Below are 14,966 nucleotides of genomic sequence, written 5' to 3' on the forward strand. Positions count from 1 at the left end.
ATGTTTCAATTATCTAATATAAAAATCGTTCGCGATAATCGCACTATTTTGGCGATCGACTCATTAAATATCCCAACAACAGAATTAACCGTTGTTTTAGGTCACAATGGCTCAGGGAAATCAACATTAGTTAATCTCCTTTCCGGACAAATGGCTCCTGATTCAGGAAGTGTTTATTTACACGATACCGATCTTTGCCACTATAAAACAAAAACACTTGCACAAAAAATCGCCTACCTCCCCCAAAAACTGCCAGCCTCCGCCGGATTAACAGTAAAAGAACTCGTGCGGCTAGGTCGTTTTCCTTGGCGTGGTACTTTTGGACGTTGGCAAGCTGAAGATGATTTCATTATCCAACAAGCTATGGAAAAAGCGGGAGTAAGCCATTTTGCTGATGCTCTCGCTGATAATTTATCTGGCGGTGAACGTCAACGAGCTTGGGTCGCCATGTTATTGGCTCAGCAAGCACCTGTATTAATTTTAGATGAACCAACCTCAGCACTTGATATTCAACACCAATATCAATTGATGAATTTGCTGAGTGAACTCAATCAAACCCAGCAGATTGGCATCATTGTCATCTTGCATGACCTGAATTTATCACTGCGTTATGCAACCCATATTGTTGCGCTCAAAAAAGGTAAGATTGAGTTTGAAGGCACAGCATCATTACTTCAGGATGAACTTCGGCTAACCTCACTTTATGAAACGAAAATCAAGCTCATTCCACATCCTGATTATCCTGAATCAGAAGCTCATAGGGTTGCTGTTGTATGCGCTTAATTTCTTTTCGCCAGCTTAAATATTATTTCATCAGCGCGCTTTTGATGATCACATCAAACGTTGCTGGTGCTATCACTATCACAGACAGTTTTGGTGAGCAGCATTTTTCTAAGCCACCAGAACGGGTTGTTGTTCTTGATTGGGATTTATTAGAACAACTTTTAACACTGAATATCACACCTGTTGGTGCTACTGAACTTAGTAGTTATCAGCAATGGGTTGTCGAACCACCTATTCCAGCTATTGTTGAAGATGTTGGCACTCGCGCCGAGCCAAACCTTGAGAAAATCGCTGCATTACACCCCGATGTCATCATTGCAAGCCGTTCTCAAGAAGATTTATTACCTTTGCTCAAAACAATTGCACCTGTTGTCTATTTACCCAATTTTGGTGTCCAAGATAATGCCGGAAATGTGGCTATTGATCATTTTAGAACATTGGCCCAATTGTTTGATCGTAATGAACTTGCAGATGCATTTCTAGATAACATGTTTCAGCAGTTTGCAAAATTGCGTGCAACAATAGAAAATCAATTTCCACTGCCACCCGCAGTTGCCGCCATTCGTTTTTCTAGCCTAAATACGGTTTTCCTCTATACCGAAAACTCAACATTAAATTATGTTCTTGAGCAATTGGCATTAAAACCAGCCATCTCTATTCCTGCGCGTCCGTGGGGGATCGAACAACAACGAATTAATTCATTACAATTTATTGATAATGGATATGTTCTCTATATCAAACCTTTTGCGAACGAAAATGAGCTGGCTGATTCAATTTTGTGGCAATCCATGCCATTTGTAAAACAAGGTCATGTGAATAGTGTGCGCCCTGTATGGAATTATGGTGGGGTTTACTCATTACAATTAATGGCTGAAGCCCTTACTGAAAGTTTATTACAGGTGACTAAACATGATCACCACTAAACATTACCTCACTTTCTTTATGCTCTTACTGTTATTCGTTGTGATCAACCTACAATTAGAGCCAGGGCTTTCTCTCTTTCAACAATATCAATTAATTATCCGACCAAATTCTGTACATAACTTTGCCGATTTTTTCTTTCTTTATGGCCAATTGCCAAGACTTGTAATGGCATTAGTCGTGGGTGCAACTTTCGGTTTAATTGGTAGTGTCATGCAGCAATTAACCCAAAATAATCTCACCTCACCACTGACTTTAGGATCATCATCCGGTGCTTGGCTGGCATTAGTGATAGTTAATATCTGGTTCGCACATGATGCAGGGTTTTACAGTTCATTTGCCGCAATGATTGGCGCTTTATTCGCATTTGGATTTGTTATTCTGATTGCGGGTGTTCACAATATGACAGGGCTTCCTCTTGTTGTATCAGGCATGGTGGTTAACATTCTTCTTGGTGCTATTGCAACCGCACTAATTACCCTCAACTCTCAGTTTACTCAAAATATTTTTATGTGGGGTGCAGGTAATTTAGCACAAGATGGCTGGCAAAAAATTTATTGGTTACTGCCCGCACTTTTCCCAATTATTATCATTATTGGTTTTGCGCCACGTATCCTCACATTATTGCGTCTTGGTCATGAAGGCGCTCAAGCTCGCGGATTATCTGTTTTACCCGCTTTTCTATTTTTTATCGTGCTAGCAACTTGGCTAGTTGCTGCCACCATCACAACTGTTGGTGTGATTAGTTTTATTGGCCTACTCGCACCCAATATTGTTCGCCAATTAGGTCAATTAAGTGCTCGTAAAGAATTAATGATGAGCGCGGGAGTTGGCGCAATATTACTTCTTTGCGCAGATAGTGGCGCTATTGCGCTGAGCAATTACTTGAATATTGTTGTACCAACGGGTGTGATGACCGCCGCTATTGGAGCACCATTACTGATTTGGTTTAGTCGACGTGCATTAACTGCACAAGATCAACTTTCCATTGGCATGCTATCAACAACATTAAGATTGTCTAAGCTAACAGTCTTAGCACTCTTATTGCTTCTATTTGCTGGTATTATCGCCACATTATTTTTGCATACGGATGGTACCCATTTTTATTGGAGCCAACCTTCAATATTCCAATGGGCACTAAAATGGCCAAGGCTCCTAGCCGCGCTATTTGCCGGTTTGGCATTAAGTATTGCTGGCGTTTTATTACAGCGGATTATCTATAATCCATTAGCTAGCCCTGATATTCTCGGTGTTTCCTCTGGTGCAAGCGCAGCTTTAGTTCTGACGAGTTTATTACTTGGCACAGCTATTCAAACGTCATTAAGCGGTGTCGCGTTATTAGGGAGTTTAGCTGTACTTACATTATTGCTCATTTTGGGTAGACGCCAACATTATGCACCTGCAAGTGTTATCTTAACGGGAATTTGCCTTACAGCCACATTAGAGGCTTTCGTCCAATTTTTCCTTGCTCAGGGAACATTAAGTAGCTATCGCATTTTACTATGGCTTTCTGGTTCAACTTATAGAATGAACGGTTCTCAAGCACTGATTTTTGCATTTGCTGTCTTAATCTTATGCACATTAACAATTTGTTTGAGTCGTTGGCTGACACTATTATCAGTAAGTCGCACTTTTGCTCAAGGTCGCGGATTACATGCACAGAAAGCCAACATTCTGTTGTTAGTGCTTGTTGCACTGCTCTGTGCATTAGTGACATCAACCGTTGGACCAATTGCCTTTATTGGTTTAATCGCACCTCATATGGCGTTCTTGTTGGGTGCTAAAAAAGCGAAACAGCAATTGATTATTGGTGGACTTATTGGCGCCATCTTAATGCTATGGGCTGATTGGTTGGGTCAAACTGTTATTTACCCAGCGCAGATTGCTGCTGGTATATTTGTCGCCATCTTAGGGGGTGGATATTTTCTATTGCTGATGGCACTCAATAGAATGAAATGATAATAGTTGGCTTACTAAAAGGTAGGCCAACTATTTAACTCAAAATTAATCTTTATTTTGTGGCTTTAAAGTCGCCAACGTCTCACCCATAAACATGGATTTTAATTCTTGCTTACTTTTCATTGTAATTTGCCCATTGGTTCCAATGGTCATATGCTCAGGATTGTGGTTATAGCGCGATTGCCATAACATCACCATCTGTAAGCTGTGCTCTTTCTGCTCAGGAGTTAAGGCTACCCCATCTGGCCATTTACCTAATTCAACCGCAGTCACTAAGCGTTGATAAATTTCCGGTGTCATTACAGACAGTAGCTGTTCTATATGTTCAGGTTCTATTTCTATACTCACTTCACTACTCCTTTAAAAGACCGCTAAAAATACCAACTTATTCGTACCGCGACAATTATTCTTGTTTAGCATAAGCTGAATCGATATTGCTATTACTTGATTTTAAGCTTCAACAAACTTCAGCACCACTAACCACGGGTTTTGTCGCCTGTTTCATCATCAATAAAACTTAATGATGCTGAATTAATGCAGTAACGTTGGCCCGTTGGTTGAGGACCATCCGGAAAAACATGCCCTAAATGCGCATTACAATTCTGACAACGGACTTCAATTCGATGCATACCATGAGAGAAATCTTCAATATATTTAATCGCATGATCACTCACTGGTTGATAGAAACTTGGCCAACCACATCCCGCATCAAATTTAGTATCAGATAAGAAAAGCGGTGCTCCACAACAAAGGCATTCGTAGATGCCCTCTTTACGATTATGTAATAGCTTTCCAGTAAACGGTTGCTCAGTTCCAGCGTGTTGGGTTACATATTGCTGAATTTCATTTAAGTTTGAAATATCAATCGGTTGTTTATCTTTTTCTGTCATTATAAAACCTAAATATTAAGAAATGATGTGGATGCTATTCAATAACACCTTATTTGAAGCAACAAAAAATTAACAACACTTTTTATAAAGTTATTCTAAACTAATTAACATCGTGCTTTGTGTTTTGATTTGTGACCCGTTTCACATATATCACTGATAGCAGGTTTCATTATCGCTCACAACCCCGATAATACATCTGGATGTATTTGCCCTTAAAGTGGTCGACAAGTAGGCAATTAATGCTTTCAGAATTGATTTTTTTCAATAATTGACACGATTCCGCTTGACGACTGGCAAGGTTTTGGTACTTTAACTACAACTTAATTCACGAATAAATAGCTGGTGGAAATACTATGACTATCAAAGTAGGTATTAATGGTTTTGGTCGTATTGGCCGTATCGTTTTCCGTGCTGCACAAGAGCGTTCTGATATTGAAATCGTTGCGATCAACGATCTGCTAGATGCAGAATATATGGCATACATGCTGAAGTACGATTCTACCCATGGTCGTTTCAACGGTACTGTTGAAGTTAAAGATGGTCACCTAGTTGTAAATGGTAAAACCATTCGTGTCACCTCAGAAAGAGATCCTGCGAACCTGAAATGGGATGAAGTTGGTGTTGACGTTGTTGCTGAAGCAACAGGTCTATTCTTAACTGATGAAACTGCACGTAAACACATCCAAGCGGGTGCGAAAAAAGTTGTTCTGACTGGCCCATCAAAAGATAACACCCCTATGTTCGTTATGGGTGTTAACCAAAAATCTTATGCTGGACAAGATATCGTTTCTAACGCATCTTGCACAACTAACTGTTTGGCACCTCTTGCAAAAGTTATCAACGACAAATTCGGTATCGTTGAAGGTCTAATGACAACTGTTCACGCAACAACAGCAACTCAAAAAACTGTTGATGGTCCTTCTCACAAAGACTGGCGTGGTGGTCGTGGTGCTTCTCAAAACATCATCCCATCTTCAACTGGTGCTGCTAAAGCTGTAGGTAAAGTTATTCCTGAGCTGAATGGCAAACTGACTGGTATGTCTTTCCGTGTTCCTACTCCTAACGTTTCAGTTGTTGACCTGACTGTACGTTTGGAAAAACCTGCTACTTATGCACAAATTTGTGATGCAATCAAAGACGCAGCTGCTGGCGAACTGAAAGGCGTTCTTGGCTATACTGAAGATGACGTTGTATCTACAGACTTCAATGGCGAAAAATTGACTTCAGTATTTGATGCTAAAGCAGGTATCGCACTGAATGATAACTTTGTGAAATTGGTTTCTTGGTATGACAACGAAACTGGTTATTCAAACAAAGTTCTAGATCTAATCGCACACATCTCTAAATAAGAGATAATTCGCGTAAGATTGATATGAGCCGCCTACCTTGGCGGCTCTTTTGTTTAATCATATAATTGATTCTAGTCCATTGATTGTCATCTGCGGTATTCCCTTATAAATCTGCATTATTGTGATATAAATCAACTCACTTTATTACCTGCTTTATCAGTTCACAATGACTGTATTCCTTAATTCTGCTAATCTACCTGTAACTTCTGTTTCATCATCACAGGCCAATTACTATGCATGATAAACTCTTTGCACTCCCTGTCATTAAGCAACTTTCAGACTATATCAGCCAGCGCCAATTAGGCGATCTCCCTATTATTGTTATCTCCCATCCAAAGGTTCGCGGAGCGATCAGTATTCAAGGTGCTCAATTAATAGACTGGCAACCTTCAGGGCAAAAGCCCTGCATTTGGTTGAGTAGTGAAAGCCAGTTCAAACCAGGTATTGCGATTCGCGGTGGTATACCAATCTGTTGGCCGTGGTTTGGGCCTGCTGGTAGTCCTAGCCATGGCTTTGCTCGAATTTTGCCATGGCAATTTACTGCTCATAATGAACATGATGATGGTGTAATACTCACTTTTACACTGACTGATACGGAATATACGCGTAAGCTTTGGCCGCATGAATTTACCTTAATACTCCGCCTAAAATTAGGGCTAACCTGTGAAATCGAATTAGAAAGTTACGGAGATTTTGAAACAACAGCAGCAATGCACTCTTATTTCAATATTAGTGATATCCAAAAAACAGCAATTTATGGGCTTGGAGAACATTATTTTGATAAGGTCAGTGACAAAGAAGTCTACGGTGCTAGCTCACCACTAAAAATTAATCGCCAAACAGATAGGATCTATTCTGAACCTGAAGAATATAGCTTGATCCGTGATGATGGTTGGTCGAGAACCATTGAACTTCATCACTACCATAATTCAGATGTGGTTTGTTGGAATCCGTGGGCTGAATTATCTTGCAGTATGCAAGACATGCCAAATAGCGGCTATAAACAAATGGTGTGTGTTGAAACAGCGCGCATTAATAAACCATTAAAAAGTGAAAATCAGCACCCTGCTCGCTTATCATTGGTTATCATGAGCAGAGATAATAAACCTCAAGATTAAATATCTTCGGATACAAAAAAATCCCAAAAGTATTAAACGACTTTTGGGATTGATATTAATGAGCCAGCCAATAAGCAATTAGAATGTGTAAGTCACACCACTCCAAACAATTGCAGATACTGATTTATTAACCATTGGGCTATCTTTAACTTCACTTGATAGACGATCAACGCGTCCCATCGCTAAAACACCCCAATTGCTGTTAAATTTATAGTTACCAGATAACTCAACATAAGGCGACCAACTGTCGCCTGGTCTATAGCGTTTTAGCCCGCTATTGCGAGATTCTTTCGAGGAAATGCCATATTCATAACGGTTTTGGTTTTCGCTATCCCATTTGATCCCGACTCCTGGTACTAATGACCAATTGTCTCCACGGAAACCATAAAGATACGCAACTTCAGCACGTAAGCCATTACTAATGCCTAAAATATCACCAGATGCAACTGTCCGAATTGTACCCCAGTCAGCATTATGTCTATAAGTTAGTCCACTCATCACTGTATCACGACGGCGATCTAATTGACGCATATCATGGTCGTCATTATCTTTTGGACGGAAAAATTGCGGATAATAATAAGCATCAATTGAGAGCTGATCGGCTTTATCATTCCACAAATAATACCCTGCTGCTAATGTATGAAAGTAAAAATTTTCACTATCATAATTAACAATTGGAACTGGGGTAACATAATCTTTAGATTTAATTCCCTTATATGGCGTTGATTGAGCCAAAACAGAACCACCTATAGACCAAGTACCTGCAACAGCGGCAGAAGAGAAAAGGCCAACTGCAACAGCAAATGATGTTAATTTCATTATTGTTTTAGACATATTAAACCTAAAAAGATTAAATTATAGCGATGAAAACGCATTATACCCTGATGAACACATTAACCCAAATATTCAAACACTGATTAGCAATTCTAGCTAAATTTATAGCTGTATCCAAGATTCAATCATTTATAATTCAATCTTCATATATTATGGGAACTCTTTTTGCTAATGCACACATCAATTCATAGCCAATTGTGTTCGCACATTGTGCAACATCATCAATAGGCAAATTTTGCCCCCATAATTCAACCTCTTCACCAATATTTACCGTTGAACAATGGCTGATATCAATAGTGAGCATATCCATGGAAACGGCTCCTAATAATGGGCAACGTTCCCCCTTTACCCATACTGGCGTTCCCGTTGGTGCATGCCGGGGATACCCATCAGCATAACCACACGCTACCGTAGCAATCTTCATTGGCTGCTGAGCCGTAAAACGGCTACCATAACCGATTGTTTCGCCAGCGTTAATATCATGGATTGCGATAATTTGCGACCTTAGCGTCATTGTGGCTTTCAACTGCTTATCCGCAATATCTTGCCATTTACCACTTGGCGAAGCGCCATACAAAATAATACCTGAACGAACCCAATCATAATGTGTGCTAGGATGCCAAAGAGTCGCGCCTGAATTCGCAATGCACACGGATAGATTATCATCTATTAATGTTTTGATAAGATGATGAGGTGCTTCAATGCCATTTTGTGTATCTGAATTGGCAAAATGTGACATCAGCGTAATATTTCCAACACTTTCCATTGCCAATAATCTATTGATAACTTGCCTATACTCTTCAGGTTTGAAACCAAGTCGATTCATCCCACTGTTTAACTTAACATAAACTGAGATTGGTGTATCAAATACCCTCTGTTCAATGGCATCTAACTGCCAAGTACTGTGAACTGCTGTTGTTAATTTATAGTGGTTAATTTGCAATAAATCAGTAGGATGGAAAAAACCCTCAAGCAATAAAATTGGACCTTGCCAGCCTTCTTCTCTTAATAAAATTGCTTCATTTAAATCTAAAATAGCAAAACCATCCGTTGCCGCCAAAGCTTGCCACACCTGCTTGATGCCATGGCCATAAGCATCGGCTTTCATTACTGACCATATTTTAGCCGCCCCTACTTGCTGGCGTATTACCGACAAATTATGGGTAAGATTTTGCAGATGAATGACCGCACTAATTGGCCGTGGCATATGACTTCCTTATTATTTTTATATAAATTTATTGTGAACCAATTAATTAGCGAGCAGGTATTAAATCACCATTTGTCACCAATTTAGTATTAAACCCATCAAGATATCTGAAAACAGATAAATCATCGGAAGCTATATCAGGCTTATTACCCGAAATTAAATCCGCCAGTAACTTGCCCGAGCCACAAGCCATTGTCCAACCTAATGTGCCATGCCCCGTGTTTAAATATAAATTGCTATAAGCTGTTGGACCTACAATTGGCGTTCCATCTGGCGTCATGGGACGTAATCCAGTCCAAAATGTTGCTTGCGTAATATCACCACCACCCGGATAAAGATCTTCAACAACCATTTTCAATGTTTCACAACGTTTTTTTAATACATTGAGATTGAATCCAACCACCTCAGCCATGCCACCAACGCGGATCCGCTCATCAAAACGTGTCACCGCAATTTTATATGTTTCATCTAAAACGGTAGATACTGGCGCTCTTTGAAAATCCATGATTGGCATGGTTAAAGAGTAGCCTTTTAATGGGTAAACAGGGATTTTTACTAAATTTTGTAAAATAGCAGTGGAATAAGATCCCATAGCAACAACATAACGATCCGCTTGCAATAAATTGCCATCACAGCGAATACCACTTACTTTGTTGCCGTCCGTTAAAATTTGTTCAATTTTTTGACCAAAAAGAAATTTCACCCCAATATCTTGCGCCATCTTGGCGAGCTGCTTAGTGAATTGCTGGCAATCACCTGTTTCATCATTAGGTAGTCGCAGCCCACCTGTGAGTTTATCTTTGACGAATTCAAGTGCAGGCTCTGCTTTTGCAAGCTCATTGGCAGTTAATAACTCATATGGCACACCTTCTTGCTGCAAAATAGCAATATCATTCGCCGCACTATCAAATTGTTTAGCTGTCCGAAATAGCTGTAATGTGCCACCTTGGCGTCCTTCATAAGCAATTCCTGTATCTGAACGAAGTTGACGGATACAATCACGGCTATATTCAGCAATACGCACCATTCTGCTTTTATTCATTGCGTAGTGTTGAATATCACAATTTTTTAACATCTGCCACATCCAGCGTAACTGAAATAATGTTCCATCTGGTCTAATGGCGAGTGGTGCATGTTTTTCAAACATCCATTTAACGGCTTTGAGTGGGATACCCGGTGCTCCCCATGGCGTTGCATAGCCAGGAGAAATTTGCCCTGCATTGCCCGCACTGGTTTCTTCAGCAACATCATATTGCCTATCCAACACCGTCACTTCATGCCCTTCTTGCGCTAAATACCAAGCCGTTGTAACACCAATAACTCCAGCCCCTAAGACTAAAATCTTCATGTCCCACTCCACCCTGACTGCACCATAATTGCAAATAGAATAATATTCTAATAATTATTTGCCAATACAGTTAATTAACATTTTTAACAATTCAGACAAATAGTTCAATATTTGCAATGTTAAATTCATATATTGGTTGAAAATTCTACTGTAGGGAAAACAGAAAATGACTCTTTAGGTAAATAAATCATGATATTAGATAATAATTATGATAACTAAAATTCACTTTTGTATGCATTATTTTAGCATTTTATACTTAACATATACGATTTTATCTTGGTCTTTCTTTTTCTTGTCGGAATTATTCACTCAATACATCATGGATATAATTTTGAATATATTAAAATAAACAGTTTGTTATATCTGAATTTGCTTATCATCAACATATTCATTTAATGAAAATAGCCTTCACATAAAAAAACACCCTATCAGCAATTGCTTACAGGGTGCTTATTAATGAATATATTCATCTGAAGGATTACAAGGTCATTTGCCACAGATTGAATTATTGATCAATTAATTACCTTATGTTATCAATTTCGGTTTTAACGAAACTGAGCTAAATCACTTGGCATGTTACTTTGCATATTATGCCAAATTAAGCCACTCTCTTTACCGTAATTTCTCACACATTCCATAATGCGATCATAAGCTTGTTCTCGACATAAATTGACCAATTGCTGATAAAAATTTAAGGCAAGACGTCTTGCTTCTGGATTAGAAAAATAATAGCGGCCAACGCGTGTATACAGCCCTTTCAGCCCATTAATAATTAAACCATAAATCGGGTTACCCGACGCGAATGCTAAGCCACGGAAGACATTATAATCCAGTGCACTGAAAGCATCGGCATTATCAGCAACCTTTTCACGCTCTGCTAAAACTTCTAATGATTTTTCAGGATTTTGTCTAAACGCTGTACGAATAAAAATCGCAGCAATATTCGTTCGCACTGCCAATAAATTATCGATCAATTGCGGTACGCGTTCATGATCCAATCTTGCCAACGTTTCTAAAATATTAAGTCCTGACGTCTCCCAATAGTTATTTACCTTCGTTGGTTTTCCATGTTGTATGGTTAACCAGCCATCTCTTGCCAGACGTTGAAGTACTTCACGAAGCGTGGTACGTGTTACCCCGATGAGTTCAGAAAGCTCACGTTCAGCAGGTAAAATTGTTCCTGGCGCAAAGCGATTATTCCATATACTTTCAATAATATACTCTTCCGCAAAACCAGCAGGGCTCTGAGCTTTTATAACCATATTTTTATTATTCCAAACATTTTCAGACGGACTATTTATCCAAATCATACCAGACTGACATAAATTGAGATAGTTAGACTCCATATAAAGAGTGAGAGTAATCATAAAAATGCTGCATAATTAACACATTATCAATTAACTTTTAGGCTTAAATTACACAAAGAATCAGAGTAGTATCTGATATTACCAAATAGTGCCCAGATAAGAGGGAAAAAATATAATGGGTTTTAGTTTAAAAAAAGCAATTTTGAAAAATTTCCTAGGGAACTCACCTGATTGGTACAAATTAGCAATTATTGTCTTCCTCATAATCAACCCAATTGTCTTTTACTTTATAAGTCCATTTGTTGCTGGATGGCTATTAGTCATAGAATTTATTTTTACATTAGCGATGGCGCTAAAGTGTTACCCATTGCAACCAGGTGGTCTGTTGGCAATAGAAGCTGTGATTATTGGCATGACAACACCAAAGCAAATCTCTCATGAAATCAGCAATAATTTAGAAGTAATTCTATTGTTGATCTTTATGGTGGCGGGTATCTATTTTATGAAGCAACTATTACTGTTTGCTTTTACTAAATTATTGTTAACTATCCGCTCAAAGCGTGCACTATCTCTTGCATTTTGTTTGGCAAGTGCATTTTTATCTGCTTTTTTAGATGCTTTAACCGTGATTGCGGTTGTCATCAGCGTATCGGTAGGGTTCTACGCGATTAACCACCAATATGTATCCAGCCAAAATAGTCACATCGACCTACTTAATGATAGCGCAATTGATACACTGGAAAAGAAACAGACTCTGGAGCAGTTTCGGGCATTTTTACGCAGTTTAATGATGCATGCTGGTATAGGTACGGCATTAGGCGGTGTTATGACAATGGTTGGTGAGCCTCAAAACCTCATTATTGCTAAACATGCCAACTGGGATTTTATCTCATTTTTCCTTCGAATGGCGCCGATTACCCTACCTGTTTTAGTCTGCGGTTTAGCCACCTGTTTTATTGTAGAGAAATTTAAACTGTTTGGTTATGGAGCAGAGCTTCCTAATACTGTACGACAAGTGTTAGTCGCCAAAGATACAGAAAATAGTGCAAAACGAACCCCAAAAGAGAAAGCACAATTGATTGTGCAAGCCTTAATCGGGATTTGGTTGATTATTGCGTTAGCCTTTCATCTCGCGGATGTAGGTATAATTGGATTGTCGGTCATTATTCTTACCACCGCATTTTGCGGTATCACGGAAGAACATGCTTTAGGAAAAGCATTTGAAGAAGCATTACCTTTTACTGCTTTACTCACTGTCTTTTTCTCTATTGTTGCCGTCATTATTGATCAACAACTTTTCACACCGTTTATTCAGTTTGTCCTTCAATCATCAGAAGCTTCTCAACTATCACTTTTTTACTTGTTTAATGGCTTATTGTCATCTGTGTCAGATAATGTTTTTGTCGGAACAGTCTATATCAATGAAGCATTAAAAGCAGTGAATGAAGGGCTGATATCTTACAACCAATATGAGCTATTAGCCGTTGCTATCAATACAGGAACTAACCTTCCCTCTGTTGCAACACCAAATGGCCAAGCCGCTTTCTTATTCTTACTGACCTCTGCATTATCGCCACTTATTCGCCTCTCTTATGGACGTATGGTTTGGATGGCCTTACCTTATACAATTGTGATGACGTTAGTGGGATTAATTGGGGTTGAATTTTGGTTAGTTCCAGTTACCCATTGGATGGAAGGGCTTGGCTGGATTGTTCTACCTTAGATGATTACCCATTCAACGAGTGATTATCTTATGTACTGTTCCGGTAGCACTTAAAATACTCACATCGGTTTGTAATTTTAAGTAAAACAGCATCGAAATAGGCATAATTATTTGTGTACACCTTTTTTTGTCCAACAGATCGGGGCAAAATAAGAACACCATTAACTTAGGGAATAACAAAAAGTATGTTCAGGTTTTTTAACAAATGCTCACAAGGACGAAGTGCATGGCTTTTAATGGCCTTAATTGCATTTATACTTGAATGCACAGCGCTCTACTTTCAACATGTGATGAAAATGCAACCTTGCGTCATGTGTATTTATGAGCGTATTGCCTTGTTTGGCATTATGATTGCTGGATTGATTGGTGCAATTGCACCTCGCAACATGATTATTCGCTGGCTCGCTATTATAATCTGGTTATATGCTGCATGGCGTGGATTAGAACTTGCATGGGAACACACCATGATCCAACTCTATCCATCTCCATTCAATACCTGTGATTTCTTTGTCAATTTCCCTGAATGGCTTCCATTAAATCAATGGGTACCTGCTGTTTTTGAAGCAACCGGTGATTGTTCAGTGAGACAATGGGATTTTCTGGGTATGGATATGCCGCAATGGCTGATTGGTGTTTATGCCGTGTATTTCATTGTTGGTATTATCGTTGTCATTAGTCAGTTCTTCTCATCACAACGTCAATAATCATGATATGGGCGGATATCATTCCGCCCATTTATTGAATTGTCAAAAAGCTAAATACAAGCGCCTGAACGGATCACATCTGCAGAGCAACGTTTTCCATTAGCAAATTGGCAAACCGCAGTTTGGCTACCATTCAGCTCTAAGTTTAATGTAGGCAAACCACCTGCTGAAACACAAGCTTCTTGTGAGCCTGGTCCTAAATTGACTAATTGTTGCGCATATTGAGAAGCAGAATGATTAACTTGAGTCATCTTCGTATTATTTGAGCTTCCACAGCCTGATAAAATCAACATAGCCACAATACCTAAACTTCCTAAAAAAGTAGAATGCAACAAATGACTTATTTTCAAATTCATCACTCTCTCCGTTTATGCGTAATTCTATTAACTAAATTAATGCGTACTACTTTTAGAAAATAGATTAATAACCAAAACCCCAACAATGATTAATAACATACCCATTATTGCTGGAAAATCGAGCTTTTGTTGGTAAATAAATATAGCAGCCACGGAAACTAATACAATACCTAAACCTGACCAAATTGCATATGCAATACCTAATGGCATCACTTTTACCACTTGAGATAAACCCCAAAAAGAGACAGCATAACCAATGATGACAATTAATGATGGCCAAAAACGACTAAACCCATCTGACGCTTTCAACGTAGTTGTTGCAATAACTTCAGCAATAATTGACATCAATAAAAAACCAAGACCTTTCATTAATCACCTTCACAGTCCAATAATATCGTTAATTTAATATTTTATTTTAAGATTAAAGCCATGCTACATGCGAATTGTTATTATCATACATATAGCAA

The 14,966-nt window shown here is 38.8% G+C and carries 15 protein-coding genes; 7 read left to right on the plus strand and 8 right to left on the minus strand.

From position 1 onward, the window contains the following. From OO7_RS09840 to fhuB, 3 genes are read left to right on the plus strand one after another with little or no spacing between them, the layout of a single operon-like run. Window positions 1–783 (plus strand): ABC transporter ATP-binding protein, encoded by a 783-nt coding sequence (locus OO7_RS09840; RefSeq protein ID WP_008915801.1) that lies wholly within the window; start codon window positions 1–3, stop codon window positions 781–783. Continuing rightward, entirely contained in the window at window positions 774–1,706 is a 933-nt protein-coding gene (locus tag OO7_RS09845) for an ABC transporter substrate-binding protein (protein ID WP_008915802.1), read from the plus strand. The genes OO7_RS09840 and OO7_RS09845 overlap by 10 nt, the downstream gene beginning before the upstream one ends. Then, window positions 1,693–3,663, plus strand: coding sequence for a Fe(3+)-hydroxamate ABC transporter permease FhuB (gene fhuB, locus OO7_RS09850; RefSeq protein WP_008915803.1), 1,971 nt, complete (start codon window positions 1,693–1,695; stop codon window positions 3,661–3,663). Before OO7_RS09845 ends, fhuB begins: the two co-directional genes overlap by 14 nt. A 45-nt stretch (window positions 3,664–3,708) precedes the next feature. On the opposite strand, the gene OO7_RS09855 is transcribed toward fhuB, so the two are convergent. Both OO7_RS09855 and msrB read right to left on the minus strand, forming a co-directional pair. Then, complete coding sequence (locus OO7_RS09855) at window positions 3,709–4,011, minus strand: YeaC family protein (protein ID WP_008915804.1); 303 nt, start codon at window positions 4,009–4,011, stop codon at window positions 3,709–3,711. A 128-nt stretch (window positions 4,012–4,139) separates the two neighbouring features. Then, entirely contained in the window at window positions 4,140–4,553 is a 414-nt protein-coding gene (msrB, locus tag OO7_RS09860) for a peptide-methionine (R)-S-oxide reductase MsrB (protein WP_008915805.1), read from the minus strand. Window positions 4,554–4,906: 353 nt separating this feature from the next. Between msrB and gapA the strand changes: the two genes are divergently transcribed. Continuing rightward, a complete protein-coding gene (gene gapA / locus OO7_RS09865; protein ID WP_008915806.1) occupies window positions 4,907–5,902 on the plus strand; it encodes a glyceraldehyde-3-phosphate dehydrogenase in 996 nt (331 codons plus the stop codon). Between the two features lie 233 nt (window positions 5,903–6,135). After that, the gene (locus tag OO7_RS09870) at window positions 6,136–7,020 is read left to right on the plus strand and encodes a D-hexose-6-phosphate mutarotase (RefSeq protein ID WP_008915807.1); all 885 of its coding nucleotides are present in this window, start codon (window positions 6,136–6,138) and stop codon (window positions 7,018–7,020) included. A gap of 78 nt (window positions 7,021–7,098) precedes the next feature. On the opposite strand, the gene OO7_RS09875 is transcribed toward OO7_RS09870, so the two are convergent. From OO7_RS09875 to fadR, 4 genes are all read right to left on the minus strand, one after another. Continuing rightward, entirely contained in the window at window positions 7,099–7,854 is a 756-nt protein-coding gene (locus tag OO7_RS09875) for a MipA/OmpV family protein (protein WP_043892693.1), read from the minus strand. Between the two features lie 136 nt (window positions 7,855–7,990). Next, window positions 7,991–9,061, minus strand: a complete 1,071-nt coding sequence (gene alr, locus OO7_RS09880; protein ID WP_008915809.1) for an alanine racemase — start codon at window positions 9,059–9,061, stop codon at window positions 7,991–7,993. Window positions 9,062–9,107: 46 nt separating this feature from the next. Beyond that, window positions 9,108–10,409: a D-amino acid dehydrogenase gene (locus OO7_RS09885; RefSeq protein WP_008915810.1), complete on the minus strand. Its 1,302-nt coding sequence runs from the start codon at window positions 10,407–10,409 to the stop codon at window positions 9,108–9,110. Between the two features lie 545 nt (window positions 10,410–10,954). Next, window positions 10,955–11,671, minus strand: a complete 717-nt coding sequence (fadR, locus tag OO7_RS09890) for a fatty acid metabolism transcriptional regulator FadR (protein ID WP_008915811.1) — start codon at window positions 11,669–11,671, stop codon at window positions 10,955–10,957. 220 nt (window positions 11,672–11,891) lie between these two features. Here fadR and nhaB point away from each other — a divergent pair, with 220 nt between their 5' ends. Next, the gene (nhaB, locus tag OO7_RS09895) at window positions 11,892–13,439 is read left to right on the plus strand and encodes a sodium/proton antiporter NhaB (RefSeq protein ID WP_008915812.1); all 1,548 of its coding nucleotides are present in this window, start codon (window positions 11,892–11,894) and stop codon (window positions 13,437–13,439) included. Window positions 13,440–13,624: 185 nt separating this feature from the next. Next, window positions 13,625–14,143: a disulfide bond formation protein DsbB gene (dsbB, locus tag OO7_RS09900; protein ID WP_043892694.1), complete on the plus strand. Its 519-nt coding sequence runs from the start codon at window positions 13,625–13,627 to the stop codon at window positions 14,141–14,143. A 50-nt stretch (window positions 14,144–14,193) separates the two neighbouring features. Here the strand turns inward: dsbB and OO7_RS09905 are convergent, their stop codons facing one another. Both OO7_RS09905 and OO7_RS09910 read right to left on the minus strand, forming a co-directional pair. After that, window positions 14,194–14,499: a DUF333 domain-containing protein gene (locus OO7_RS09905; protein ID WP_008915814.1), complete on the minus strand. Its 306-nt coding sequence runs from the start codon at window positions 14,497–14,499 to the stop codon at window positions 14,194–14,196. Window positions 14,500–14,535: 36 nt separating this feature from the next. Further along, window positions 14,536–14,868, minus strand: coding sequence for a DMT family transporter (locus tag OO7_RS09910; protein WP_008915815.1), 333 nt, complete (start codon window positions 14,866–14,868; stop codon window positions 14,536–14,538). Between the last annotated feature and the right edge of the window lie 98 nt (window positions 14,869–14,966).

It is taken from the genome of Providencia sneebia DSM 19967 (assembly GCF_000314895.2).
Taxonomy (GTDB): domain Bacteria; phylum Pseudomonadota; class Gammaproteobacteria; order Enterobacterales; family Enterobacteriaceae; genus Providencia; species Providencia sneebia.

Excerpts from the sequence above, each read along its gene's own strand:
- OO7_RS09840 (WP_008915801.1), top strand. The coding sequence starts at position 1 with ATGTTTCAATTATCTAATATAAAAATCGTTCGCGATAATCGCACTATT.
- OO7_RS09845 (WP_008915802.1), top strand. The coding sequence starts at position 774 with ATGCGCTTAATTTCTTTTCGCCAGCTTAAATATTATTTCATCAGCGCG.
- fhuB (WP_008915803.1), top strand. The coding sequence starts at position 1,693 with ATGATCACCACTAAACATTACCTCACTTTCTTTATGCTCTTACTGTTA.
- msrB (WP_008915805.1), bottom strand. The coding sequence starts at position 4,553 with ATGACAGAAAAAGATAAACAACCGATTGATATTTCAAACTTAAATGAA.
- gapA (WP_008915806.1), top strand. The coding sequence starts at position 4,907 with ATGACTATCAAAGTAGGTATTAATGGTTTTGGTCGTATTGGCCGTATC.
- OO7_RS09870 (WP_008915807.1), top strand. The coding sequence starts at position 6,136 with ATGCATGATAAACTCTTTGCACTCCCTGTCATTAAGCAACTTTCAGAC.
- OO7_RS09875 (WP_043892693.1), bottom strand. The coding sequence starts at position 7,854 with ATGTCTAAAACAATAATGAAATTAACATCATTTGCTGTTGCAGTTGGC.
- alr (WP_008915809.1), bottom strand. The coding sequence starts at position 9,061 with ATGCCACGGCCAATTAGTGCGGTCATTCATCTGCAAAATCTTACCCAT.
- OO7_RS09885 (WP_008915810.1), bottom strand. The coding sequence starts at position 10,409 with ATGAAGATTTTAGTCTTAGGGGCTGGAGTTATTGGTGTTACAACGGCT.
- fadR (WP_008915811.1), bottom strand. The coding sequence starts at position 11,671 with ATGGTTATAAAAGCTCAGAGCCCTGCTGGTTTTGCGGAAGAGTATATT.
- nhaB (WP_008915812.1), top strand. The coding sequence starts at position 11,892 with ATGGGTTTTAGTTTAAAAAAAGCAATTTTGAAAAATTTCCTAGGGAAC.
- dsbB (WP_043892694.1), top strand. The coding sequence starts at position 13,625 with ATGTTCAGGTTTTTTAACAAATGCTCACAAGGACGAAGTGCATGGCTT.
- OO7_RS09905 (WP_008915814.1), bottom strand. The coding sequence starts at position 14,499 with ATGAATTTGAAAATAAGTCATTTGTTGCATTCTACTTTTTTAGGAAGT.
- OO7_RS09910 (WP_008915815.1), bottom strand. The coding sequence starts at position 14,868 with ATGAAAGGTCTTGGTTTTTTATTGATGTCAATTATTGCTGAAGTTATT.